General features: G+C 31.8%; 26 protein-coding genes and 3 riboswitches. Of the genes, 7 read left to right on the forward strand and 19 right to left on the reverse strand.

Annotation, left to right across the window (positions count from 1 at the left end):
- Window positions 1–9: 9 nt before the first annotated feature.
- Window positions 10–444 carry a MarR family winged helix-turn-helix transcriptional regulator gene (locus KTC92_RS09795; protein WP_220286780.1) on the reverse strand — a complete coding sequence of 145 codons (435 nt, stop codon included), beginning with the start codon at window positions 442–444 and terminating at the stop codon, window positions 10–12.
- Window positions 445–639: 195 nt separating this feature from the next.
- On the opposite strand from KTC92_RS09795, the gene KTC92_RS09800 reads away from it, so the two are divergent.
- The 5 genes from KTC92_RS09800 to KTC92_RS09820 all read left to right on the forward strand — a co-directional run bounded on the left by KTC92_RS09800 (window position 640) and on the right by KTC92_RS09820 (window position 4,301).
- Window positions 640–906: a hypothetical protein gene (locus KTC92_RS09800; protein WP_165415082.1), complete on the forward strand. Its 267-nt coding sequence runs from the start codon at window positions 640–642 to the stop codon at window positions 904–906.
- 259 nt (window positions 907–1,165) lie between these two features.
- A complete protein-coding gene (locus KTC92_RS09805) occupies window positions 1,166–2,584 on the forward strand; it encodes an IS1182 family transposase (RefSeq protein ID WP_258280577.1) in 1,419 nt (472 codons plus the stop codon).
- Window positions 2,585–2,730: 146 nt separating this feature from the next.
- The gene (locus KTC92_RS09810; protein WP_216303847.1) at window positions 2,731–3,102 is read left to right on the forward strand and encodes a CoA-binding protein; all 372 of its coding nucleotides are present in this window, start codon (window positions 2,731–2,733) and stop codon (window positions 3,100–3,102) included.
- A 235-nt stretch (window positions 3,103–3,337) separates the two neighbouring features.
- Window positions 3,338–3,685: a hypothetical protein gene (locus KTC92_RS09815; RefSeq protein WP_216303848.1), complete on the forward strand. Its 348-nt coding sequence runs from the start codon at window positions 3,338–3,340 to the stop codon at window positions 3,683–3,685.
- Window positions 3,686–3,914: 229 nt separating this feature from the next.
- Window positions 3,915–4,301 carry a thioesterase family protein gene (locus tag KTC92_RS09820; protein WP_369811890.1) on the forward strand — a complete coding sequence of 129 codons (387 nt, stop codon included), beginning with the start codon at window positions 3,915–3,917 and terminating at the stop codon, window positions 4,299–4,301.
- A gap of 215 nt (window positions 4,302–4,516) precedes the next feature.
- Here the strand turns inward: KTC92_RS09820 and KTC92_RS09825 are convergent, their stop codons facing one another.
- Complete coding sequence (locus KTC92_RS09825) at window positions 4,517–6,181, reverse strand: ribonuclease J (RefSeq protein ID WP_216303849.1); 1,665 nt, start codon at window positions 6,179–6,181, stop codon at window positions 4,517–4,519.
- Between the two features lie 218 nt (window positions 6,182–6,399).
- Between KTC92_RS09825 and KTC92_RS09830 the strand changes: the two genes are divergently transcribed.
- Entirely contained in the window at window positions 6,400–6,819 is a 420-nt protein-coding gene (locus tag KTC92_RS09830) for a DUF3842 family protein (protein ID WP_220287696.1), read from the forward strand.
- A 57-nt stretch (window positions 6,820–6,876) separates the two neighbouring features.
- Here the strand turns inward: KTC92_RS09830 and citF are convergent, their stop codons facing one another.
- From citF to KTC92_RS09865, 7 genes are all read right to left on the reverse strand, one after another.
- Window positions 6,877–8,412 (reverse strand): citrate lyase subunit alpha, encoded by a 1,536-nt coding sequence (gene citF, locus KTC92_RS09835; RefSeq protein ID WP_220287694.1) that lies wholly within the window; start codon window positions 8,410–8,412, stop codon window positions 6,877–6,879.
- Complete coding sequence (gene citE, locus KTC92_RS09840; RefSeq protein WP_220287692.1) at window positions 8,402–9,301, reverse strand: citrate (pro-3S)-lyase subunit beta; 900 nt, start codon at window positions 9,299–9,301, stop codon at window positions 8,402–8,404. The genes citF and citE overlap by 11 nt, the downstream gene beginning before the upstream one ends.
- Window positions 9,289–9,600, reverse strand: a complete 312-nt coding sequence (gene citD / locus KTC92_RS09845; protein WP_220287689.1) for a citrate lyase acyl carrier protein — start codon at window positions 9,598–9,600, stop codon at window positions 9,289–9,291. Before citD ends, citE begins: the two co-directional genes overlap by 13 nt.
- Before the next feature lie 83 nt (window positions 9,601–9,683).
- On the reverse strand, window positions 9,684–10,907 hold the full coding sequence (locus KTC92_RS09850; RefSeq protein WP_220287686.1) for an NADP-dependent isocitrate dehydrogenase: 1,224 nt from the start codon (window positions 10,905–10,907) through the stop codon (window positions 9,684–9,686).
- A 48-nt stretch (window positions 10,908–10,955) separates the two neighbouring features.
- Window positions 10,956–12,884 (reverse strand): aconitate hydratase, encoded by a 1,929-nt coding sequence (locus tag KTC92_RS09855; RefSeq protein WP_220287684.1) that lies wholly within the window; start codon window positions 12,882–12,884, stop codon window positions 10,956–10,958.
- Between the two features lie 396 nt (window positions 12,885–13,280).
- On the reverse strand, window positions 13,281–14,300 hold the full coding sequence (locus KTC92_RS09860; protein WP_220287682.1) for a sigma-54-dependent Fis family transcriptional regulator: 1,020 nt from the start codon (window positions 14,298–14,300) through the stop codon (window positions 13,281–13,283).
- A gap of 157 nt (window positions 14,301–14,457) precedes the next feature.
- On the reverse strand, window positions 14,458–15,309 hold the full coding sequence (locus tag KTC92_RS09865) for a YitT family protein (RefSeq protein ID WP_220287680.1): 852 nt from the start codon (window positions 15,307–15,309) through the stop codon (window positions 14,458–14,460).
- Between the two features lie 198 nt (window positions 15,310–15,507).
- Window positions 15,508–15,696: riboswitch (cobalamin riboswitch) on the reverse strand.
- A 272-nt stretch (window positions 15,697–15,968) separates the two neighbouring features.
- On the opposite strand from KTC92_RS09865, the gene KTC92_RS09870 reads away from it, so the two are divergent.
- Window positions 15,969–16,382, forward strand: coding sequence for a DUF3842 family protein (locus KTC92_RS09870; protein ID WP_220287700.1), 414 nt, complete (start codon window positions 15,969–15,971; stop codon window positions 16,380–16,382).
- Here the strand turns inward: KTC92_RS09870 and KTC92_RS09875 are convergent.
- From KTC92_RS09875 to KTC92_RS09920, 10 genes are all read right to left on the reverse strand, one after another.
- Entirely contained in the window at window positions 16,370–17,143 is a 774-nt protein-coding gene (locus tag KTC92_RS09875) for an ABC transporter ATP-binding protein (RefSeq protein WP_220287678.1), read from the reverse strand. The two genes, KTC92_RS09870 and KTC92_RS09875, sit on opposite strands and share 13 nt — an antisense overlap.
- Complete coding sequence (locus KTC92_RS09880; RefSeq protein WP_220287676.1) at window positions 17,143–18,231, reverse strand: iron ABC transporter permease; 1,089 nt, start codon at window positions 18,229–18,231, stop codon at window positions 17,143–17,145. Before KTC92_RS09880 ends, KTC92_RS09875 begins: the two co-directional genes overlap by 1 nt.
- A gap of 2 nt (window positions 18,232–18,233) precedes the next feature.
- Window positions 18,234–19,247, reverse strand: coding sequence for an ABC transporter substrate-binding protein (locus tag KTC92_RS09885; RefSeq protein WP_220287674.1), 1,014 nt, complete (start codon window positions 19,245–19,247; stop codon window positions 18,234–18,236).
- A 143-nt stretch (window positions 19,248–19,390) separates the two neighbouring features.
- Window positions 19,391–19,780, reverse strand: a complete 390-nt coding sequence (locus KTC92_RS09890) for a GntR family transcriptional regulator (RefSeq protein ID WP_258280578.1) — start codon at window positions 19,778–19,780, stop codon at window positions 19,391–19,393.
- Between the two features lie 33 nt (window positions 19,781–19,813).
- Window positions 19,814–21,085 carry an acetyl-CoA hydrolase/transferase family protein gene (locus KTC92_RS09895; RefSeq protein WP_220287672.1) on the reverse strand — a complete coding sequence of 424 codons (1,272 nt, stop codon included), beginning with the start codon at window positions 21,083–21,085 and terminating at the stop codon, window positions 19,814–19,816.
- A 214-nt stretch (window positions 21,086–21,299) separates the two neighbouring features.
- A riboswitch (cobalamin riboswitch) is annotated at window positions 21,300–21,488 on the reverse strand.
- On the reverse strand, window positions 21,489–21,656 hold the full coding sequence (locus KTC92_RS09900) for a hypothetical protein (protein ID WP_220287670.1): 168 nt from the start codon (window positions 21,654–21,656) through the stop codon (window positions 21,489–21,491).
- Window positions 21,657–21,689: 33 nt separating this feature from the next.
- Window positions 21,690–21,821: a hypothetical protein gene (locus tag KTC92_RS09905; protein ID WP_258280579.1), complete on the reverse strand. Its 132-nt coding sequence runs from the start codon at window positions 21,819–21,821 to the stop codon at window positions 21,690–21,692.
- Between the two features lie 32 nt (window positions 21,822–21,853).
- A riboswitch (cobalamin riboswitch) is annotated at window positions 21,854–22,042 on the reverse strand.
- 81 nt (window positions 22,043–22,123) lie between these two features.
- Entirely contained in the window at window positions 22,124–22,663 is a 540-nt protein-coding gene (locus KTC92_RS09910; protein ID WP_220287668.1) for a cob(I)yrinic acid a,c-diamide adenosyltransferase, read from the reverse strand.
- A gap of 94 nt (window positions 22,664–22,757) precedes the next feature.
- Window positions 22,758–23,132, reverse strand: coding sequence for a DUF6262 family protein (locus tag KTC92_RS09915; protein WP_220287862.1), 375 nt, complete (start codon window positions 23,130–23,132; stop codon window positions 22,758–22,760).
- The gene (locus tag KTC92_RS09920; RefSeq protein WP_220287860.1) at window positions 23,132–25,102 is read right to left on the reverse strand and encodes a tyrosine-type recombinase/integrase; all 1,971 of its coding nucleotides are present in this window, start codon (window positions 25,100–25,102) and stop codon (window positions 23,132–23,134) included. The genes KTC92_RS09915 and KTC92_RS09920 overlap by 1 nt, the downstream gene beginning before the upstream one ends.

The following is a 25,102-nucleotide window of genomic DNA, read 5'->3' on the forward strand; positions in this document are numbered from 1 at the left end:
GCATTATTTTTATTGGTCATTTAAAAGCTTCTTAAGTGTATCTAAGCCTTCAAATATTTTATGAAGTTCTTCTGTACTTCCCTTACTCATTATATCTGCAATGTTTTTTTCAAATTGGTTATGAAAGTTTTTATGCATCTCTTTAAAGTTTGGTGACATACTTACGTAGACTACCCTCTTATCCACATCGCTTCTTTCTCTTACTACCATTTCCTGCTTTTCAAGCCTATCAATAATTCCAGAGACTGTACTATTTGATAAACAAAGCTCATTGCTAAGTTCTGTTATCTTAAGTTTCTTTTTTTTACTTAAAAGTCCCAAAACCATACCTTGAGGCGCAGAAATACCTGTATCACAAAGAACTTTACTCATATTATGTTTAAATAGCTGCATAACCTCTTGAAAAAGTCTTGCAACTTCTACGCTTTCATTTATTTTTTTCACTTAATTACCCCCTTAAATGTATTTCGTGTACTAATATTTCGTATCCGTATATTTAGCTTACGAATTATATTATAATCCCATATATATTTTATGTCAATACATTTTCACATACCCTTAAATTGGACTTTAGGATATTTTACCTTTGCCAAGCCCTAGAGTTTAAGTTATAATTTTATAAATAATGGAGGTGTGTTTATGAATGTTGATTTTTCTAATATTAATCTGAATACCATTATTATGGTTGCATTAGCTATATTACTTGCTTATCTTGGTATTGCAGTATTTAAAATAATTGGAAGGATATTAAGCATTACACTCGGTGTCTTCCTTTTAATATATGTCCTTAAACAAATAGGTATTGCAATACCTGTATTAACTGATTTTCTTAGCTATCTTTTACAGGTGATAAATCCAATTATCGATAATATAAGACATTTAGTTACTTCTGTAAATTTTAAATAGGCATATAATTCAGTTAGGTTTTTTATGTTTCATAGTGAAATAAAAAAAGCGAAGAACAGATTATCCAAATTTCTTTTGATAAAATAACAATAAAAAAACATGCTAATTAGCATGTTTTTTTTCAGACCGTTGACAAACATAAAATGTAAAACACTCTAATTTAAAATTGGAGTGTTTTTTTTCATATTCAAAAAGGATTTTAGGACATCAATGTCGAATATATATAGTATACAAACTTTATAATTCGGAGGGCATTATTATGATTAATGAAAAGAACTTCACACAACAAAAACTAGAAATGGTGTATTTAGAAGATTTAGTTCCTAAAGACCATATTCTGAGAAATATAGATAAATACATGGATTTCTCTTTTATAAGAGAACTGACTAAAAAATATTACTGCTTAGATAATGGAAGACCTGGCGTAGATCCTATTATACTTTTTAAAATGCTGTTTATTGGGTACTTATTTGGAATAAAATCTGAACGACAACTTGTAAAGGACATTGAAGTAAATGTGGCTTATAGATGGTTTCTAGGACTAAGTCTTACTGATCCTATTCCAGATCATTCAACAATTAGCCAAAATAGACGTAGACGGTTTAAAGGTACAGATGTGTTTCAAAAAATATTTGACGAAGTAGTATTTAAGGCTATAAATCTTAAGATGGTAACCGGTAAAATACTTTACACAGATTCTACACACCTAAAAGCAAATGCTAATAAGCGAAAGCTTGTGAAAATTGAAGTTGAAAAAACGCCGAAAGAATATGTAGCTGAACTTAATAAAGCAGTGGAAGAAGATAGAATAAACCATGGTAAAAAACCTTTAAAGGAAAAAGAACCTGTTACCAAAATAAAAGAAACTAAAGTTAGCACAACCGACCCCGACAGTGGATATATGATGAGAGATGGCAAGCCGGAAGGCTTCTCATATTTAGATCACAGAACTGTCGATAGCAGACATAATATAATTACTGATGTGTATGTTACTCCTGGAAACATAAATGATGTTGATCCTTATATCGATAGATTAGATGTGCAAATAAAAAAGTTTAATTTTAATACAAAATATGTTGGTGCAGATGCTGGTTATGCTACAAATCTTATATGTAAAGAACTATATGAGAGGGAATTAAAATCTGTAATGGGATACCGTAGGTCTCCACATACAAAAGGAATGTACACAAAAAATAAATTCCAATATGTTAAAGAACAGGACATTTACGTATGCCCTGACTTAAGGGCTTTACATTATAAAACGACAACAAGAGAAGGATATAAAGAATATGTTGGTAATGCAAAATATTGCGAGATATGTCCAAATAGAGCTCAATGCTTTTCTGCAAAAAGCAAGTTTAAAACTATTAGAAGACATGTTTGGGAAACGTATAAAGAAGATGTTGTAAAGTTCACCAGAACAGATAAAGGCAGAAATATATATAGAAGAAGAAAAGAAACTATAGAGCGAAGCTTCGCAGATTCAAAACAACTGCATGGGCTTCGCTATTGCCATATGCGTGGATTAGAAAATGTGCAAGAGCAGTGTCTGCTTACAGCAGCAGTGCAGAATATGAAAAAGATAGCTAGCCTGCTATCTTTACTGTTTTTTGATTTTCTAACTAAGAAGATAGTTGTTATTTTAAATTTATCCATAACTCAAAGCGCTATCGCATAATTGCATGTAAAAAGCCCAGTATAATAAAAAAATTATACTGGGTTTGTAAACAACCTGTAAAAAAACATGCTAATTAGCATGTTTTTTTTATCGCTACTAGGGAATGATAATATTATAGAAATTAATTTTATTAGGAGATGACAACATTGGATGCTAGTCAATTTTTAAATTATAAAAACTGGGTTGTAGTTGGGGATGTATTAAACCCTTCCAAATATGCTTATAAAATATTGAATTCCTTAAAAAAACATGGATTTAACGTAGTGGGGGTAAATCCATCTATTGAAAATGAGGGGATTTATACCACCCTAAGTGATATACCCTACAAGGTAGAAGTTTTAGATTTATGCATTAATCCATATAAAGGTATTAAAATTCTTCATGAAGCCCATGATTTAAAAATAGATAAAGTCCTTATTCAACCAGGAGCTGAAAGCCCTGAAATAATTAATTTTTGTAAATCAAGTGGAATGCAAGTAATAGATGGATGTGCCTTAGTAGAATTATCAAAAATATAAACCAAATAAAATCTTTCCTCCCCATATACCGTTTTGTAAACTCAACATAAATAAGTTTTGCACATTTTTAGAAATATTGCAGAAATTTGCAGAATAATTATTACCAATGATAACACAATATTACAAAATAATGTATTGCTTTGTGGTATAATTAAAATATTGCGGATAGGCATTTTACCTTTATATGTAAATTATCTAACCGGCATTGTTTTATACTATAGCGGGAGGGGAATATATGGAATTAAACACATTAGAAAGCGAGATGCTAATTGACATTTACGATGCTGATATGTTGCCAGGAATGTCATTCGAAATTGAAAATTACAATTTAACAGAGGAAGATCCAAAAGAGAAGAATCAAGAATTTGCTTCCTATTTGGGAAAATTAAAAAGGTTAGGTTTTGTAAAATATGAAGAGAAAGAAGCCTTTGTAAAATGTGGAAGTCGTAGCCCTAAATATAATAATAATGTAGTTATGATTTGTGAAGATAAAATACACATTGATTCCAAAGGAATAAAATTAGTAGAGTTGTATAATTACAGTAATTCCGAAATTCAAAGAAAACTGTATAGATGTGGCTAAATAATTAGCCCAAACAGTAAGAAATGAATTATTCGTTATGATATTATTTCAATTTGAATATTTTAAAAGATCATATAACCATGCAATTAAACAATAGAATTCCAGTAATGGGGTTCTATTTTAATTTATATCATAAGACATATCATAATAACACTATCCTAAAGGTGTTAACATGGTATAATAAGGTATTGGTATAGTAAAAAATAATAAACGGAATGGAGTGATAAAATTGGAATTCAATTTTAATAAAGACTTGAAATTTACTATGGAGCAGACTATTAACAGCAGTGACACCGCGATTTCTTATGGATCTGGAAGTCTAGATGTTTATGCTACTCCAGCTATGACAGCGCTTATGGAGAATGCAGCAACAAATTGTGTTCAACGAAATTTACCTGATGGGTTCACAACCGTCGGTATAGAGATTAGTGTTAAACACATAAAGGCAACACCTGTTGGCGTTAAGGTTAGAGCTGAAGCCTTATTATCAAAGGCAGAAGGCAAAAAATTGTTCTTTAAGGTGGAAGCCTATGATGACATGGGTAAAATAGGTGAAGGAATTCATATAAGGTACATAGTAAATTCTGAAGAATTCATGAAAAAAACAGCACGTTAAATCATAACCTGCGATTCTGTTCATCATCTTCGATGCTACAATATCACAATTAAGACTGTACCTAACAGGGCAGTCTTTTGTTATGTTAAAAATTAATACTATTTTTAGATACAATAGCAATATAAAAAAGCAGTAGAACTAACTACTGCAATTTTTTAGTTTTACTATATGATTTTTGCTGGCCTTTTGTATATACCACCAGCTTAAAAAAACTGTTAAATCTCCATAATAATTGGAAGAATAATTGGCCTACGCTTTGTTTTTTCATACAAATATCGCTCTGTGGATTTTTTTATATTAGATTTTAATACATACCATTCAATAATTTTCTTGTCTAAGCACTTATTAAGCTCAACCCTAACAATTTCTTTTACTTCACTAATTAATTCATCCGATTCCTTTGCATATATAAATCCGCGAGTTATTATGTCTGGTCCCGCAATAATACTATAAGATTCGCGTTCTAAAGTAACCACAACAGTGAGCATGCCATCTTCTGCTAAGTGCTTTCTATCTCTAAGCACTATGCTTCCAACATCCCCAACACCAAGTCCATCTACAAATACAGATCCAGTGTGTACCCGTCCTGTTACTTTAGCTTCATCCTTTGTAAGTTCTAAAACCTGCCCTGTTTCCATAGTAAATATATCTTTGCCTTGCATACCTAATTCTTGTGCTAACTTAGCATGGTGACTTAAATGTCTGTATTCACCATGAACTGGCATAAAATATTTAGGATGAACTAATGCGTGAATTAATTTCAATTCTTCTTGATATGCGTGACCGGATACATGCACTTCTTCTAAATCCTCATAAATTACCTCTGCCCCTTTTTTGAATAGCTCATTGATTACTCTAGATATAAGTTTCTCATTGCCTGGAATTGGGGATGCAGAAATAACAAATAAATCCTCTGGTTCAAGGGTGATTTTCCTATGAGTAGCAAAAGCCATTCTAGCAAGTCCTGCCATAGGTTCGCCCTGACTTCCGGTAGTTATTATTGTAATATTTTTATTGTGGTAATTTTGCATATCATCTATACCTATAATGTAACCTTCTGGTACATGGAGATATCCAAGTTCAATAGCTACTTGTGAGATATTGTCCATACTCCTCCCACTAAAAACAATTTTTCTACCATGTTTCACAGAGGCGTCTACGATCTGCTGTATTCTGTGAATATTTGAAGCAAATGTAGCTACAATAACCCTTCCCTCTGCATTAGAAATTATTCTAGTTAGAGTCTTCCCTATAGTTTTTTCAGAAATTGTATGCCCTTCACGTTCCACATTCGTGCTATCCGCCATAAGAAGTAGCACGCCCTCTTTACCTAAATTTGAGATACGTTCAAGATCCATGACCAATCCATCAATAGGGGTATAATCAATTTTGAAATCACCAGTATGTAATATAACACCTAGTGGTGAGTGGATGGCAATAGCACAGGAGTCTGCTATGCTGTGAGTAACCCTTATGAATTCAACTTTAAGATTTTGTAGTTCTATTGTTTCTCCAGCATTTACATTGTGAAGTTCACAATTAGATAATATATTGTGCTCCTTTAGTTTATTTTCAATTAGCCCTAACGTTAACCTAGTACCATAAATAGGTACATTCAATTGTTTTAGAATGTACGGAAGCGACCCTATATGATCTTCATGTCCATGAGTTAAAAAAATACCTTTTACTTTTTCTGCATTATTTTTTAAATAAGTTATATCTGGAATTACTAAATCTACACCATACATTTCCTCATCAGGAAAGGCTATACCACAGTCTATAACAATGATTTCATTCGCATATTCAAAAGCTGTTATATTCTTACCTATTTCTCCAAGGCCTCCTAAAGGAATAACCTTTATACTTTCCTCGTTTTTCACTAAATTCTCCCCTTCATTTATATCAATTATATTATTAATATTATTTTCTTTATTTTGCCTCGAATTATAAAATTAATACCTTTATGGGAGAATTTTTTTTGCTTTTTTATAATCATTTTATTTATACCAACGTTGTAATTTTATTTGAACTAAACACAGAATATACATAAACATTATAGTATAATAATATTATAATTTTATTTTTTGGAGGTATTACCATGAAAATAGCTGTAATAGACGCACAAGGGGCAGGTCTTGGTCAAACAATCATAAAAAAAATTCGTAAAGAGATTGGCCTAGATATCTATATTGTTGCACTTGGTACAAATACATTTGCTTGTTCAAATATGGTAAGAGCTGGTGCAAATATTGGTATAAGTGGAGAGGAATCAATTTGCTCATTTTGCAAGAAAAATAAAATTGATAGCATAATCGGTCCAATTGGAATAATATGTAGTGGTGGCATTAACGGTGAAATTACCCCCATGATTGCCACGTCAATATTTAATATGGATTGTACTAAATATATACTTCCACTACAAAAACATGGTATTTATATACCCGGCACAAGGACTATGCAAATCAAGGATATAATTGAAGAGATTGTACTTGATATAAAAAGTAATATAAAGCTATAGTTTTATATTACTTTTTATATAAGAAGGTTTATAAACAATATTTAAAAGACCAACACCTTATTCTTTTATTTTCCTTACAACATCAATAACTTTTCCATCCCTATATTCAACGATTGCTACAACTTCATCATCATATTGAATTTTTTCAGGAACACCTACAATACATTCAACTTTTTTCTTTAATTCTTCAATTGTATATATTGGAACATTTATACATTTAAACTTTTCTATTAAATCTACTCTTCTTGGATTTATTGCAATACCTATTTCAGTAATTAAAACATCTATACTTTCACCTGGAGTAATAACTGTATTAACTGAATCAACCACACAAGGTATTCTACCACGGATTAGTGGGGAAACAATAACAGTCAATTTTGCACAAGCTGCTGTATCAGAATGTCCACCTGATGCTCCTCTTAAAATCCCATCTGAGCCAGTCATTACATTTACATTAAAATCGGTATCTATTTCTAATGCTGATAAAACTACTACATCTAATTTATTGGCTATACACCCCTTATTATGAGGATTTGCATAAAAGGATGCATCTATCTCATGATGCATTGGATTTTTATCTATTGACTGGACTGCACTCAAATCAAAACCTTGTACATCAAAAATATGTTTTATTAAACCTTCTTCATGCATCTCAACAATCGGCTTAGTTATTCCACCTAATGCAAAACTTGACTTAATTCCTTTTTCTATCATCTTATCTCTTAAAAATCTACTTACAGCAAGTGCAGAGCCTCCAGTCCCAGTTTGAAATGAGAATCCCTCTTTAAAGTATTCAGATTCTGTTATTACCTTACTTGCATATTCTGCAATCAATAGTTCCTTTGGGTTTTTAGTATATCTTGTGGCACAAGACGCTATTCCAGCAGGGTCCCCTATTTTATCTATTTTGACTACATAATCAACATTAGTTTGTAGAATACTTGCAGGCATATTAGGAAAACAAACTAGAAAATCTGTAATGATAACTACCTTGTCTGCATATATCGCATCCATCTTTGCATAACCTACTGAACCACAATTGGCAATGCCTCTTGATCCACTTGCATTGCCATATTCATCAGAGGAAGGTGCACCTAGAAATGCTACATCAATCTTAATCTCACCATCTTCTATTGCCCTTGCTCTTCCACCATGTGATCTAATAATCACTGGTTCATTCATTAATCCCTTTGAAATTTCTTCTGCTAATTCTCCTCTTAAACCACTAGTGGAAATCCTTGATATTACTCCATTTTTAATATGTTTAACTAAAGACCTGTGTACACTACTAAGAGAACTAGAAGCTAATGTTAAATTTTTTATTCCAAGTTTAGCAATAGTATCTACTACCATATTTAAAACATAGTCCCCTTCTCTAAAGTGATGATGAAAAGAAATAGTCATTCCATCCTTTAATCCACATTTTAAAATAGCCTCTTCGATATTGTTTAAAAGCTTGCTTTCACAAGGTTTAACTGGCTTAACCTTAGGTCCAGTCTTTACTATACTTGAGTCCATGGAAAATTCACCTTGATATAGCATCCTATCTTTAATAATATTTTCTGGAATATCTCTGCCAATGCTATTCTTCATCTTCTATGTCCTCCTTATACAAACCTACAGCATTGGCTAGTTGTAATAACCTCTCTGCTCTCTCTATAATAGGTTTATCTATCATCTTTCCATTTAAGGATATAACCCCAAGCCCTTGTTTTTCTGCAGCCTTTGCAGCTCTAAAAATGTCACTTGATTTTCTTATTTCCTGTTCTGTTGGTGAATAAATTTCATGAACTGGCTTAATTTGTTTTGGATTAATAACAGACTTGCCGTCAAAACCAAGCTGTTTTATGAATTCGACTTCTCTTTTAAAACCTTCTTCATCATCAATATTTGAATAAACAGTGTCCAGTGCATAAATTCCAGCTGCTCTTGCTGCAATAACGATCTGACTTCTCGCCCCCATTAGTTCCATACTATCAGCATACCTTTTTGTTTTAAGGTTTGTTACGTAATCTTCTGCACCCAGTGCAATTCCAATAAGCCTTTTGCTTGATATTGCAATAGAATACGCATTTATTACTCCAATAGCACTTTCAACAGCTGCCATCATTTTAGTGCTCCCTATTTCTCTTCCAATTTTTCTTTCTACCTCTTCAATAATCGCTTCCACAGCCATTATATCTTCTTTTATCTCTGTTTTTGGTAATCTAATTACATCTACACCTGCTCTGACAACTGCTTCAATATCCTCTTTTCCAAATGGATTATCAAGTGCATTAATTCTAACAACTATTTCTGTATCACCATAATCCAGTGTCTTTATAGCATTGTAAACTAAAAACCTGGCTGAGTCTTTTTCAGAAATTGCAACTGCATCCTCAAGGTCAAACATTAAGGAGTCCGCTCCATAAAGACCTGCATCTTTTAGCATCCCAGGGTTATTTCCAGGAACAAACAACATAGTTCTTCTTAAACGTTCCATTGATCTATTACCTCCCAATCATACTCCTTTTTAATCCCACAAGCCCTATAAACTGCACACTCTACTCTTGCCTTGATTGTGCAATCTAATGCTCCTTTATCTGTAGCAACTACTCTGATATCGTCTATTCCCATTTCTTCCAAAGTTTCTTTGATAACCTTTTTAATCTGATTTCCAAATTGCTTTTGTACATTGCTTTTAAGTTCAATTTCTATACCCGCATTTTCATTTGATACAAGCATTATTTGAATGTCGGATGATTCCAACGTTCCAGATTTTGCATTCTTAATAATTTTCATTACCTTCACCTCCAATAATCTAAGCCTTTTTAACGCTTCCAGATAAGTAATTACATAATTCACCTGAATTTGTAGCCATTCCATTAATTCTGCGTAAGTAAAACTTCAAGTTGTTTTGCAGCTAAATTTAACCACTCCTCTGAATTAACAATATTCTTATTAGTCGCTTCTGATAGCTGTTCTAAATCCTTTGTGATAATTCCTTGATCAATTATATCGGTACATGCAGTTTCAAGTTTGTTTGAAAAACTTACAAGCTCTAAATTCCCGTCAATCTCTCCACGTTTTCTAAGTGCTCCAGTCCATGCAAAGATTGTAGCCATTGGATTTGTTGAAGTTTTTTCTCCCTTTAGGTACTTGTAGTAATGCTTCTGTACTGTACCATGTGAAGCTTCATATTCAAAATATCCATTTGGAGAAACAAGTACTGATGTCATCATAGCAAGACTTCCAAAAGCAGAAGCAACTAGATCAGACATAACATCACCATCATAGTTTTTACATGCCCAAAGCATTCCGCCTTCATTCTTTACAATACGAGCAACTACATCATCAATTAATGTGTAGAAATATATTATCCCAGCTTCCTTGAATCTGTCAGCATATGATTCCTCAAATATCTTTTGGAATATCTCTCTAAAATCAGCATCGTAAATTTTAGAAATTGTATCTTTTGAAGAGAACCAAAGATCAATTTTCTTGTCCAATGCATAGGCAAAACATGACTTAGCAAAGCTTTCAATAGATTTATCAATGTTATGCATTGTCATTACTACGCCTGTGCCTTCAAACTCATGAATAGTATCTCTGAAAATTTCCTTACCTGCATTGTTAGTAAATACAAGCTCTGCCTTTCCATGTTCCTCCGCTTTATATTCAAGATTCTTATAAATATCTCCATATGCATGTCTTGCGATTGTGATTGGCTTTTTCCATGTCTTCACATATGGCTGAATTGTGTTTACTATAATTGGTGCACGGAAAACTGTACCATCAAGCATAGCTCTTATTGTCCCATTAGGGCTTTTCCACATCTTCTTTAGCTCATATTCCACTACCCTGGCCGCATTAGGCGTAATTGTTGCACATTTTACACCAACACCATACTTTTTAATTGCTTCAGCAGAATCAAATGTAACCTTGTCATCTGTGTTATCTCTTGATTTCATCCCAAGGTCATAGTACTCAGTTTTAAGGTTTACATATGGCAAAAGAAGTATATCCTTAATCATTTTCCAAAGGATACGGGTCATTTCATCTCCATCCATCTCTACTAGTGGAACTGTCATTTCAATCTTTTTATTCATAATTATATTTCCTCCTTAAGCTATTAATTATAATAAACAATTTCACCCTTAATCCAAGACAATTTTGCTCTTAATCCAAGATAATTTCCCACCCATCTTCAAGATTTCTGCATCTAATCCTGAAAGTGTATTAATAACTGCAATGTCTATATTCTTTGTTGAATTCTTTAATGTAGCCTCACCCTTCAAATCGCCAATAGTAACTGAAAGTTCATCACCCACTTCAATCTTGTCATAATCCTCTGGACTTTTAAATATAAGTGGTACGATTCCAAAATTAATAAGGTTAGCAAGGTGAATACGTGCAAATGATTTTACAATAACTGCTTTAACCCCTAGATATTTTGGTGCAAGTGCCGCATGTTCACGACTTGAGCCTTGTCCATAATTTTTGCCAGCAATAATAAATCCTCCCTGCTTTTCATGTGCTTTTTTATAGAAATTACTATCAAGTGCTTCAAACACATATTTTGATATTTCAGGTATATTACTTCGTAGCGGCAGTATTTTGGCGCCTGCAGGCATTATATGATCAGTAGTAATATTATCTTCAAGTTTAATAAGGACTTCTCCAGTAAGTACATCTGGAAGTGCTGGAAAATCCGGTAAAGGTGCAATATTGGGACCAAACTGAACATTAACTTCCTTGGCCTTTTCAAAAGACAACGGCTGGATAATCATATTATCATTAATTAAAAATTTATCTGGCATTTCAAATTGCGGACATTTTCCAAGGGTTCTTGGATCAGTTAAAACGCCTGTAATTGCAGTTGCAACCGCTGTTTCAGGACTTACCAAATAAGTTGTGGCATCTTTTGTACCACTTCTTCCTTCAAAGTTTCTATTAAAGGTTCTTACAGAAACACCCTTAGAGCAAGGAGCACTCCCCATTCCAATGCATGGTCCACAAGTGTTTTCAAGCATTCTGGCACCTGCTTTAACAAGGTTCTTCATATTTCCACTGTCAATCAGATGCTCAACAACCTGCCTTGAACCAGCACTTATAGTCATATGCAACTTCTCTGAAACTGTTTTTCCCTCTATAGCTTTTGCTACAACCAAAAGGTCTCTTAAAGATGAATTTGTACATGAACCTATAGCTACCTGATCAACTTTTATTCCAGCCATTTCAGCTACTGTCTTAACATTGCCTGGGCTGTGAGGAAGCGCTACCATGGGTTCCACTTCATCCAGGTTAATTTCCATAATTTCATCATACCGAGCATTCTCATCAGGTACAATTTCCACCCATTGATCTTCTCTTCCCTGCGCTTTTAAAAATTCCTTTGTGATTTCATCACTTGGGAAAATACTTGTAGTACATCCAGTTTCTGTTCCCATATTTGTAATAGTAGCACGATCAGGAACACTTAAATTTTTAATACCAGGACCGAAATATTCCAGTACCTTTCCTACTCCTCCATTAACGTTTATGCGACGTAATATCTCAAGAATGATATCCTTCGCAGAAACCCATTCAGGAAGCTTTCCAGTCAGCTTAACACCAACAACCTTAGGATATTTTAACCTGAAAGTTCCACCCGCCATTGAAACAGCCACATCAAGACCTCCTGCACCAAGTGCAAATGAACCAATTCCACCTGCAGTTGGTGTATGACTATCAGAGCCAATTAATGTTTTTCCAGGACGCGCAAATCTCTCCAAAAAAATCTGATGGCAAATACCGTTTCCAGGCCTTGAAAAATGAATTCCATATTTTTCTGAAACCGATTGTAAAAATCGGTGATCATCAGCATTTTTAAAGTCCGTCTGCAACGTATTGTGATCCACAAAACTCACACTCAGCTCAGTTCTGATACGTTTTATACCAATAGCTTCAAATTGTAAGTAAGCCATTGTCCCAGTGGCATCCTGTGTCAATGTGTGATCAATTTTAAGAGCTACTTCCTCACCTGCCTTAGGTATACCTTCTACAATATGTTCCTTCAATATCTTTTCGGTAATTGTTCCTAACATCTTATTTCCCCCTTGTTTTTAATTTTAAATAATAAGCCTTTTATTTTAACTCCCATAAACTACCAATATATTGTTTACTTGCATTAATAGCCTAATATATCCCCCCATTTATATTTATATATTAAGCAATAACCGCGCCAACTATATAATTTATTATTTCTTTAATAGCTAAACCCTTTAAAGTTCTATACTTAAGCCTTATTAACAAATTTTTCATAAGATTGTTTTCCTTATAATCATATTGTTAAATTGCGACCTTTTTCAACTTATTGAATCAACCCCTTCAAACTAGGGCATATGCAAAAATGCATACAAATGAATTTTGCATACTTTTATTCATAAAAAAAAGAAAACTCTTTAAACTTTAGTATAAGTTTAAAGAGTTTTCTTTTAATTTTACTTATTATATTTCTGCCTTTTTCTAACTAATGTAGATGGATTAACCCCCAAAGCCTTTGCTGCCATTCTTATATTTCCATAACGTCTCATTGCATCGTCGATTATCTCCTCTTCTATAATTCGAATTATATCCTTCAAATTATGTCCTTTTATACTTAAATTACTTATACTAAATTCTATTTCATTTCTTTTATAGCTTTTTCTTATATATTTAGGAAGATATTTTGTAATTATAATTTTGTTATCACTCATAACTAAAGATCTTTCAACTATATTTTTAAGTTCTCTTATATTGCCTGGCCAAGAGTAAGCCTTTAAACAATCTAAAGCCTCATCACTAAAATAACTTTTCAATCCATACATTTCATTTATTTCTTCCATGAAAAACTTTATGAGTGGTACAATATCTCCATTTCTTTCTCTAAGAGGAGGTATGTTTATAGGAAAAACACTAAGTCTATAGTATAAATCCTCTCTAAATAAGTTTTTCTTTATCATTTCCTTTAAATTTTTGTTTGTTGCCGCTATTATCCTAACATCCACCTTTACTGTCTTTAATCCGCCTATCCTTTCTATCTCATGTTCTTGTACAACCCTTAAAAGTTCAACCTGAGCCTCTTGTGATAACTCTCCAACCTCATCTAAAAATATAGTTCCCTTATCAGCAAGCTCAAATAGTCCTATCTTCCCCTGCTTATTTGCGCCTGTAAAAGCTCCTGCTTCATATCCAAAAAGCACAGATTCTATTAAGTTTTTAGGTATCGCACCACAATTTATAACAACGAACGATTCCTTTTTTCTTAAGCTATTATAATGTATATACTTAGCAATTCCTTCTTTTCCAACTCCTGTTTCCCCTTGAACAAGAACTGTGGTATTCACCCTAGAAACCTTGTTTGCCATCTTTATTACTTCTATCATATTATTATCTTCTATTATCATTTTACTTATATTAAAAATATCATTTTTTATTCTTTCCGCAGTCTTTTCTTCTATATTATCTAAACTTCCACTCACAATATATATTATCCCCTTTAAACAAATTCTCTCTATTAGTTATACAATTTCATTCATGCAATCTTTATTTAATCAAATAAAGCACCGATATTTCTGAGATTTTCATAAAAATTAAACAGCTAATTTACTTTGAATTAAATATACATGAAATTCATATTTAATGTGTTAACGATTTAAATCCGTATCCAAAAACTTCATAAATATTATTCACTGTTACAAAAGCATCCTTATCAACAAATCTTATGAATCTTTTAAGTATTATAAACTCACTTCTTCCTACTATAACCACAACAACTTCTTTATTCTCATCTGAAAAATCCCCTACTCCGTTATATACAGTAGATGTTTTATCTAGCTCTTCTCTTATATATTTTCTTATCTTATCGCTGTTCTTACTTATAATTGTAACTTCTTTGCACACATTTATTCCATCTATGATGTGATCTATAAGAAAACCATTAATTATAACTCCAAGCATTGCATATAATGATAGCTTAACTCCAAAAGCAAAAACTGCCATTAAAATTATAATTAAATCACACATTAAAACTCCTTTTCCTAAATTTATATAGAAAAATTCATTTAATATCTTAGCTAATATATCTGTCCCCCCTGTTGAAGCATTTTGATTAAATACTATAGCTGTACCTATTCCTGATATTAGTATTCCAAATATAAGTTCCAGTAAAATATCTCCTGTAATTGAATTATTAATAGGTATAAACTTTTGAAATACAATTATAATACCTCCTACACCAAAGCTTGCATACACACTTTTCCCACCAAAACTCTTTCCTATAGCAATAAATGCCATTGCAAACAAAATAAGGTTTATTATAATCATTATCCAACCTACGGATAATCGCCCTGTAAATTTATTTATAACTATTGCTAATCCATTCGCCCCACCTGTCGCTAAATTATTTGGCATTAAAAAGAAATATAAACCTGCTGATACCATAAACATTCCTATGTTTATAAGCACAAATTCCTTTATCTTTGTTTTCATAATATGCCTCCTTATAATTATCAATTGTATTACCTATCCTCTGTAAAATAATCATAATTTCTTTCTCAACGAAAAATTAAGCCCTTTAGCATTTATGCTAAGGGCTTGATAATAATACCAACCATATTTGTAAAAAATGCAAAATTTAAAATGCATTTTCATACAAATATGCGTCACACCCCCTATCACTCGTAGCGTTATTGGTGTATTAATAAAGGCAGGTCTTCTGACTTTGGATCACAGTCGCTTTAATCCTTCCCAACAAAATTGTCAGTGGTATAATTTAAAGCTTCTCACCATTACAGCGGCGGGACCGTTCAGGCTTTTCACCTGGTTCCCTTTTAAATGAAATGCAAAACATCTCATACCTTTAAGTTCAATATTAAGTTAAATAAACTATATTATTCCATGATTCAAGTATACATTTAAAATACTTAATTGTCAAAATTTCTTTAGTAAAAATTCAGTGTTCTATTTGAATTTTTTTGAAAAATGAGTAATTATGTTTGATTTTATAACACCTACATAAGATAAGTAATTTATTTAATTTTATAACCTACAATGTTATCGATTAACTTAACTATATTTATCTAGTATTTAATCATTCACACAAACTTGGCCTTTAGAATTTAAACTTTCTTTTTTTCCAGTAAGCTGTAATAGACGCACAAGGGACAGGTCTCGGTCAAACAATCATAAAAAAACTCCGTAAAGAAATTGACCTAGATATCTATATTATTGCACTTGGTACAAATACATTCGCTTGTTCAAATATGGTAAGAACCGGTGCAAATATTGGTATAACTGGTGAGGAATCAATTTGCTCATTTTGCAAGAAAAATAAAATCGATAGTATAATCGTTCCAATTGGAATAATATGTAGTTGTGGCATTAACGGTGAAATTACTCCCATGATTGCCACGTCAATATTTAATATGGATTGTACTAAATATATACTTCCACTACAAAAACATGGTATTTATATCCCAGGCACAAGGAATATGCAAATCAAAGATATAATTGAAGAAATTGTACTTGATATAAAAAGTTATATAAAATATCATTTTATATAAGAAGGTTTATACATAATATTTAAAATACCAGTTTCTTTATCCTCTGTAACTTTAGCATCAACCTCATACAAAGACTTTATTAATTCTTTGGTTAAGACTTCTGTTGGTGTTCCATAACTAACAATTTTACCTGCTTTCATGGCATAAATTTTATCACAATATAAAGCACCAATATTTAAATCATGAATAGCAGATATAACTGTGACCCCAAGTCCCTTTACAGTAGCCATAAACTGAAGCTGATACTTTATATCTAGATGATTTGTAGGTTCATCTAGAATAAGACATTCTGTTTTTTGTGCCAAGGCTCTTGCAAGAATTATTCTTTGCTTTTCTCCCCCTGATAAGGTTGAAAAGCTTCGTTTAGCATACTCTGTCATACCCACTTTTTCTAAAGACTCTTCCATAATTATATAATCCTGTGCATTATCTTTTTCTATAAACTTTTTATGCGGTGCTCGTCCCATTAGAACCATATCAGAAACAGTAAAATCAAAATTATAATTATTATGTTGAGACACCACAGCCATTTTTTTTGCACTTTCTCTCATAGAAAACTCTTTAATATTTTTATCATCCAAAAATACAGTTCCTGTAGAAGGCTGTAGGGTTCGATATATACATTTTAAAAGTGTACTTTTACCACTTCCATTAGGTCCTATAATGCCTACGAATTCTTTTTTCTTTGCATGTATGCTTAACCCCTTCAAAATATGACTTCCACCTAAATAAGTTTCTACATCTAAAGTCTTTATTTCCATCAATTATCACCTCCAAATCCATATGATTTACTTACCATAAGATATATACAGATTGGGGCACCAATCATAGAAATTAATATTCCTATAGGAAGTTCACTTCCAGGTATTATAATTCTGGATAAAACATCTGCCCAAACCAAAAATATAGCTCCTGTTAATGCAGATAGTAGAATAATTCTTTTATGATCTGTTCCAAATATCATTCTTATAAGATGAGGGATAATAAGTCCCACAAATCCAATAATCCCTGATGAGTATACAATGAATCCAATTACAACTGATGTAATTATAAGATAAAATTGTCGATACTTCTGAAGGTCTGTACCTAAAGTTATAGAAACTTCATCACCAAGTAGCATTAAATTAAGCGTTCTATATTGAGTAATAAAAAATAGTGTAGCTACTATTACAACCGGAATAATTATCCTTATATTTTGCCATTCTGCGCCTGCAAGGCTTCCCATAAGCCAGTATGTTATACTCTGCATACCCTCTCTATCATTAGCGAAGTATACAATAAAACTTGAAAATGCTGAACACACACTACTTAATGCCATACCCGCCAGCAAAAGCTTTGTTGAATTAGCTCTCCCATTTACATTTGCAAGGGTTAATACAAGTATTGATATTGCAAACGCTCCTAGAAAAGCACATATCCCTACATAATTACTGCCAAAAAAAACACCTACCCCAAGCATGATAGCTAAGGTAGCACCTAACGACGCTCCTGAAGAAATACCTAATATATAAGGATCTGCTAATGGATTTTTTACAATCGCTTGCATTATGACCCCGCATACTGAAAGACCTATTCCAACAGCAACTGCCAAAATAATTCTTGGAAGCCTTATAAACCATACAATATCATGTATCGCACCACTTGATAAAAACTTTGCATCACCAATGTTAAATAACTTATATATTATGATTTCATATACATTTTTTATAGAAATCTCAACAGAGCCCATAGTTACGGTTGTTAGAATTGAAAAAATCAAGATAATAACAAGTATAATGGAAACACATATATAAGTAGGTGTTCCATTGATCAAACCATTTTGTGTATTATTCTTATAAATTCTCTTCATTCTTATTTATTTCCATATAATTCAGGATATAATCCTTTTGAAATTGTTTTTATACCATCTAAAGTTCTGATACCGCTAGCATAAACTTCACTTAACATTATCGGATGAACCCTTTTTGACTTTATTGCCGAAATGCTTGAGAGCGCCGGATTGCTTATAATGCTTTTTAATGCAGCCTCTTTATCAATTTCTTTGCCGTAATAAACAGTGAAAATTACATCAGGATTAAGCTTTATCAAATCTTCATTTCCCATTTTACCATTTGACTTTGCTACTAAATTTGCTCCAACTCTCTTTGCAATATCGCCACCAACACTGTCTTCCCCATAAATTCGATATGTTCCGTTTTTTTCCACTTCTAGGATTACTGTTTTAACAGCTTCTTTTCCTCTAACAAAGCCCTTAGCCTTTTCAATTTCCTTTCTCATTGTATTAACTATTTCATTAGCTCTATCCTCTACATTGAAAATTTTACCCATATTTAAAATATCATCATATTCATTTTGCAGCGTATTTGGTTTAATAACACCACTGTTTTGTGACATATATGTATTTATCCCTCTTTCATGCCAAAAACCTACATCCCCAAGATTTTTTTCACCAAATACAGAATACCAGCTCAATATGAAATCAGGTTGTAATGCAATAACCTCCTCTTTTGCGGGTGCTTTTCCATAATACTTCAACTTGCTGAAAGAACTTTTATATTCATCTTTAACATCATGATCTAACCCAGATGCTGCAATTATCTTATCCTGCAATCCTAATGCTAATAATGTTTCTATTGAATTCTGATATACTGCAACAACCTTTTCTGGTGATTTTTCAAAAGTAAGTTTAACAGGTTGCTTAGAATAATTATATGTTGTGATTGTAACAGGGTAATGTGAGGACTGTTTATTACTATTTTCTACTTTAGTTTCTCTTTTAGGTACGGTTGATTCCTCTTTATTGCTACATCCAGTTGCTCCAAATGCCATAAATACTGATAAAATCATAATTATTATCTTTTTCATTTAAATTTTCTCTCCTTTGTTTATAGCTTGCATACTATGATATATTCGTTGATATTGCAGCTTCGCAGAATATGATTTAATGGGTGCCTTCTACTTCTATATGATACGCTTTAAACATACTCCATTCTTATTACTAAATTTATCTAATATATGTTTTTTGCATCTACCCTTCGATCTACTATGTCTAAAAACTCTTCTAGCTTCATTCCACTTTTCAGAGCTCCCTCTAGTCCTAAGTCAATGAATTTTATTATTTTATTTTTAATTTCCCAAGATATAAAATCTTCAGTTACAAACGTTCCCTTCCCTTGATGAGCTTTCAAAGCCCCCTCTTGTTCCAAGTCATTATATGCAGTGCTTACAGTATTTCTGCTTACTTTTAAAATTTTAGATAATTCTCTTTCTGTAGGTAATTTTGTTCCAACTTTGAGAGTTCCTTTTTCTATTTTATCTATAATCTGTTGTTTAATTTGAATATAAAGTGGCACTCCACTTCTTCTATTTATTATAACGTCAATAAAAATCCCTCCCAAAGCATATTGAATTAATCGACTAATTCACTCCAATCATTGACACGACCTCTTAATCATTAAATCATCGCCTGCGGTGCTGCTAAATCTTCTTTTCCACTCTTTGATTAATTCTTTCCTAAATTTAGGGTGAGCTATATTTATTAAAGCTCTCCCTCTTTCTTTTAATGTCTTTCCCCTTAGTTCCGCTATACCATACTCGGTAACTACATAATGAACATCCGTCCTTGATGTCGATGCTGTAGCTTCATTATCTATTAATGGAACTATTCTAGAAACCTTACCATTAAAATCTGTTGATAGAACTGCTATTATCGCTTTACCACCTTTTGATTTATTTGCACCTCTAATAAAATCTACTTGTTCGTAGGCTCCACTAAATTGTTTTAATTCTATAGACTCTAATACTATTCGTCCCATCAAATCTATTTGTGTACATGAACTTATTGATACCATACTATCATTTTGACTTATAACATATGGATCATTTACATAATCAACAGATAACATATCTATCATTGGGTTATTATTAGCAAAATTATATAGTTTCTTTGTTCCCATTAAAACCGCAGCTACTATCTTATTTTTATGAATAGTCTTTCTCTTGTTATTTATAACTCCAGCTTCTACAAGGTCTACTACTCCATCTGATATCATCTCTGAATGTATGCCTAAATCATTTTTACCCTTTAAATTTAAAAGTATGGCATCTGGTATAGCGCCTATTCCAAGTTGTAATGTTGATCCATCCTCTATAATTAAGGAGCAGTTTCTTCCTATTTCATTTTCTGCATCTCCTATTTCACCTTTTTTTAGTTCCATAACTTTATAGTCAGCCTCTACCATATAGTCTATATCTTTAACATGTATAAAGTTATCTCCTAAAACTCTTGGCATCTTCTTATTAACTTCTGCTATAACAATATCTGCACACTCCGCAGTTACTTTAGCGTAGCCACTTGAAACTCCAAAGCTACAAAAACTATGTTCGTCAGGCTCCGAAACTTGGATTATAGCCACATTAACCTTTAAATACTCTTCTCTGAATAATCTTGGCATTTCTGAAAAAAAGCAGGTTGTTAAATCCCCTATATCACTATTTATAACTTCCCTTGCATACGTTCCTTTTCCCATACCTACCATGTGAACTACTTCTCCGTACCTTTCCTTATTTTCAGTCATAGCACCTATAACTAATTTAGGTTCTCCAACTGCATGACCAACAATTACCCGATCCCCAGCTTTTATTTTTTCTGAAGCTTCTTTAGCAGTAACTACCTTTTCTTTATATCTCACTTGCCACTCCATAATATTTCGCTCCTTGTAATTGTAAATTATTCAACAAATTGTATCACCTGTACTTTGTAGAATAATTATAATTCCTACTCCCTCACAAAAAATTAAGCCCTTTAGCATTTATGCTAAAGGACTTGATAACAATATTAACCATATTTGTAAAAACACAAAATATAAAATGCATTTTAATACAAATATGCGTCACACCCCCTATCACTCGTAGCGTTCTTGGTGCATTAATAAAGGCAGGTCTTCTGACTTTGGATCATAGTCGCTTTAATCCTTCCCAACAAAATTGTCAGTGGTATAATTTAAAGCTTCTCACCATTACAGCGGCGGGACCATTCAGGATTTCCACCCGATTCCCTTTTAAATAAGATGCAAAACATCTCATACCTTTATATGCTATATTAAATTACTTTCTTTTAAAAGTTTCTTTTAATCTCTTCCATAAAATCTTTTTTAATTGAGCTTTATTTGTAACAGAGTTTTTATTAAATTCTTTCATAATAATCCTATCGGCTTCTCTATTTCCTGTTATATTGACAATAAATTCTTTGCCTAAGTTTTTGTACATATCCATAATAATTCCCCCTTCAAACTCTAAATATCAATATTATTGACTTAATTTTAGAATTTGAGGTGGTTCTGGGAAACATCCATATGCACCTGCTCTTTTTAAATTTAAATATGCAGTATTAAATAAATCATTCAATGAAAATTTCTTTAACTTATTTATTTTGCCCATATTTATAACACCTCCCAACATCCACGTGAGTAATCAGTATTGTTCCTTATGGCAGGTCTCCTGACTTAGTATCATTGCAATTCGCATCCTTCCTATTTTATAAATAGTGGATATACAAGCGAATTTGCTCCTCATTACAGTGACGGGCTCGCACAAGATTTTCACTTGTTTCCCTTTTAATTTTAAGCTACAACTTTAAAACCATAAATCATTTATTTAATTTTCAATATAACCATGAAGATAAAGCAAACATAAGTTATGCTCGCTTTATTGTTTGACTTTATATACCAATTTTTTTATAATTAAAACTCTATACCCTCTCTAGATGGTATTCCTTCGTTAAAATAATGTTTAATATCCTTCATCTCAGTTACAAGGTTTGATTTATCTATTATAGCTTTAGGTACGTCTCTCCCTGTTAAAATCAATTCTATATTACCAGGTTTATTCTCCATTAATTCTAGTAGTTGTTCTTCACTTATTAGTTGATTGTTCAATGCTCCCATTACCTCATCCATGATAAGTATGTCGCATTTTTCTTCTTTTAATGCTTCGCTACAAAATTCATATCCCTTTTGTACCTCTTCTTTTAATTCATTTTTTTCCTCTGCATTTAATGTCCAAAAAAAACCTCTTTTTTTCTCAAACCTAAATATATTAAAAAAGGGAGCCAGTTTTTTTGCACTTTCAATTTCACCAGTTTTACTTCCCTTCAAAAATTGCACCATAAATACAGTATATCCATTTCCTGCTGCACGTACAGCTAGTCCTACAGCTGCAGTCGTTTTCCCCTTGCCATTCCCCGTATAAATTTGAACATATCCGTTTTTTAATTTCCCCATTATATTCATTTCTCCTTGTTATATCTCGTGTACAAGATAGTAAGCCTCTTGTCATAGCTATGTTTGCACATAAACTACATATAAACAATGTAGTTTATAATTTTTCATATAACTTACCTCTAAGAATCTCTAATTGCTCTTTTAACTTCCTATTCTCTTCTTCAAGTTCTTTAATCTTTTTATCCTTAGCCATTATGATAATGTCTTTAGATTTAGCTGTTTTATCATATTTAGCTCTTTGATTCATAGTCCTACTCGTTTGATTATCCCTAAGTTCCTCAATTCTTTTCTTAGTCTCTTCATTATTATAAAGAAAAGTTTTAGAAATCCCACCTAATTGAGAAACACTATTGAAGTTGATTTTCTGTTCAGTCAAAGAAAGTTCCCTAATGGCTTTATCCACCTTTTCCAAAGTAATCTTACTTTTATTTTTTGCATATTCTTTTAATCCTTTAGTATGGTCTGCCATTATGAATCCTCCCTTGATTTACCGTTCTTATGAACCAACTTTTGTTCTTTAACTTTTCCTAATGTTTTCTCTAATATATTTAGATACTGCTTATTCTTTTCTGACCATAATTCTCTGCCAAATTTATCACTAACTTCAATCTGTGTTTTAACTTTTAGTATTTCTTCCTCGTATTCGGGGACATTTTCGGTAGTAGTACAGAAACTTGCACAAGTTAAACAATGGTTCATTTGTTGCTTACAAGGGATTTTAGAAGCTTTAAAACATACTCCAAATGGTACTCTTACAGCGTCTAAATTCTTTTTAACATATTCATATCTAATAAGATTTTCTCCTGCGTCAGTTGATGTATCTACCTCTATAAGTTCATTAGTTTCAGTATTTACTTTAAAGAGTTCTAAATCCTCGGTATTCTTCCATTTCTCGTAAAGCATATTCTCACTAACAGTAGCATAATGAACTGTCATTTGAATGCTCTGATGTCCTAAAATCTGTTGTATAATACTTATTCCCATGCCTTGTTCTACATATTCCTTAGCCCTTGTATGTCTTAGTGAATGTAGTCTAAAGTGATATAACTCACCATTAATATTTCTAATTTCTTTTTGTTCAATTAGCCTTTTAATAGTTATTAATAATGATGCCTTGTTTAACGGTCTTCCTTTTAACTTTCCTTCATAAGTATTAAATAAATACTTCTTTGGATTATTTTCTTCTGTACTTAACTCCTTAGCTTTATCAATAGATTTTTGAACCATTTCAGCAACTTTATCTCTTATAGGTATTTTAAGTAGTGCTATATCTGTTTTGGTTATTTCACCACATAAGTAGTAGTTATAGCTTTGCTCTTTGTTATTCCAAATTTGTTCTAAGCAATTATGATATCTAAGATTTAATATATCAGTACCACGCCATCCTGTTTCTCTAAGGAGAATATAAATAGATATATACTGCGGTCTATCTAAATCCATAATGTTATTATCTAATTGTTTTAATATAGGCTCTGGGATAAATTTAGCTTTCTTAACTTCATCTTTATTTAATTCTCTTTTAGGAATATCATCTTGGAATATTAAAAATGATATCTCTTTTTTAGGAGCTTTATCATATTGAGCCATTTGAATATATTCTAAGAATGTTCTAATATAAGATATAAATTTACATCTGTATGTTGGGTTTTTGTCTTTATAATCATTGCCCAACCAATATAAATAGTTTTCTATATCTTGTCTTGATAAATTTTCCATAAATCCATTTTTATATCCATTGGAATAAAACTTATTAAAGAAATAATTTAAATTATTTGTAATCTGAACACAATGATTCCAACTCTTTTTAGTTATAATAGTTTTAAAATATCGTTTGACCATATCTCCATAATAAACAGGAATATTATTAAAATTAAGTTGATTATTTATTGCATTATTAGCACCACTTGCAGGTATTTTAGCACCTCTAATATTCTTTGAATACCATATATCTTTTTCGGTTTCTTCTCTATCATCATAAAAATCTTTAATAAAATCGTATAGAGAGCTTAATATGGAATTGCAAATATTTAAGCTATTATCAGTATTTATATTTGATATTAATAAATGGCTTTTCCATTTTATTAACAATGCGTTTTTATCTTCAATCATATTAAAACTATTTATATCTTTATATGATTTTTCAATAAAGATTGCCATAGGATTTAACCTATAACTTATATTTAACAACTGTGATTTTTTAAGATGATATTCCTTAAAATTAAATAACACATAATATTTAATTTCATTCTTTATCAGCTCATTTTTAAAAGAAAGAAAGTCAATATATCTTGAAGTATAAACTTTTTTTCTTACAAAAAATTCTTCTGTTAAATCCCATTTATCATTCTCTAGCCAATATCCATTATCTTGCTTCAAATACTCAATTATTTCATCATACTTACTTTGTTGATTACCTTTTATCCGTTGTAAATTTTTCAT

Source organism: Clostridium sp. CM027 (assembly GCF_024730565.1).
GTDB lineage: Bacteria > Bacillota > Clostridia > Clostridiales > Clostridiaceae > Clostridium_AD > Clostridium_AD estertheticum_B.

Excerpts from the sequence above, each read along its gene's own strand:
- KTC92_RS09800 (WP_165415082.1), top strand. The coding sequence starts at position 640 with ATGAATGTTGATTTTTCTAATATTAATCTGAATACCATTATTATGGTT.
- KTC92_RS09805 (WP_258280577.1), top strand. The coding sequence starts at position 1,166 with ATGATTAATGAAAAGAACTTCACACAACAAAAACTAGAAATGGTGTAT.
- KTC92_RS09815 (WP_216303848.1), top strand. The coding sequence starts at position 3,338 with ATGGAATTAAACACATTAGAAAGCGAGATGCTAATTGACATTTACGAT.
- KTC92_RS09830 (WP_220287696.1), top strand. The coding sequence starts at position 6,400 with ATGAAAATAGCTGTAATAGACGCACAAGGGGCAGGTCTTGGTCAAACA.
- citF (WP_220287694.1), bottom strand. The coding sequence starts at position 8,412 with ATGAAGAATAGCATTGGCAGAGATATTCCAGAAAATATTATTAAAGAT.
- citE (WP_220287692.1), bottom strand. The coding sequence starts at position 9,301 with ATGGAACGTTTAAGAAGAACTATGTTGTTTGTTCCTGGAAATAACCCT.
- citD (WP_220287689.1), bottom strand. The coding sequence starts at position 9,600 with ATGAAAATTATTAAGAATGCAAAATCTGGAACGTTGGAATCATCCGAC.
- KTC92_RS09850 (WP_220287686.1), bottom strand. The coding sequence starts at position 10,907 with ATGAATAAAAAGATTGAAATGACAGTTCCACTAGTAGAGATGGATGGA.
- KTC92_RS09855 (WP_220287684.1), bottom strand. The coding sequence starts at position 12,884 with ATGTTAGGAACAATTACCGAAAAGATATTGAAGGAACATATTGTAGAA.
- KTC92_RS09865 (WP_220287680.1), bottom strand. The coding sequence starts at position 15,309 with ATGAAAACAAAGATAAAGGAATTTGTGCTTATAAACATAGGAATGTTT.
- KTC92_RS09875 (WP_220287678.1), bottom strand. The coding sequence starts at position 17,143 with ATGGAAATAAAGACTTTAGATGTAGAAACTTATTTAGGTGGAAGTCAT.
- KTC92_RS09880 (WP_220287676.1), bottom strand. The coding sequence starts at position 18,231 with ATGAAGAGAATTTATAAGAATAATACACAAAATGGTTTGATCAATGGA.
- KTC92_RS09885 (WP_220287674.1), bottom strand. The coding sequence starts at position 19,247 with ATGAAAAAGATAATAATTATGATTTTATCAGTATTTATGGCATTTGGA.
- KTC92_RS09895 (WP_220287672.1), bottom strand. The coding sequence starts at position 21,085 with ATGGAGTGGCAAGTGAGATATAAAGAAAAGGTAGTTACTGCTAAAGAA.
- KTC92_RS09900 (WP_220287670.1), bottom strand. The coding sequence starts at position 21,656 with ATGGATATGTACAAAAACTTAGGCAAAGAATTTATTGTCAATATAACA.
- KTC92_RS09905 (WP_258280579.1), bottom strand. The coding sequence starts at position 21,821 with ATGGGCAAAATAAATAAGTTAAAGAAATTTTCATTGAATGATTTATTT.
- KTC92_RS09910 (WP_220287668.1), bottom strand. The coding sequence starts at position 22,663 with ATGGGGAAATTAAAAAACGGATATGTTCAAATTTATACGGGGAATGGC.
- KTC92_RS09915 (WP_220287862.1), bottom strand. The coding sequence starts at position 23,132 with ATGGCAGACCATACTAAAGGATTAAAAGAATATGCAAAAAATAAAAGT.
- KTC92_RS09920 (WP_220287860.1), bottom strand. The coding sequence starts at position 25,102 with ATGAAAAATTTACAACGGATAAAAGGTAATCAACAAAGTAAGTATGAT.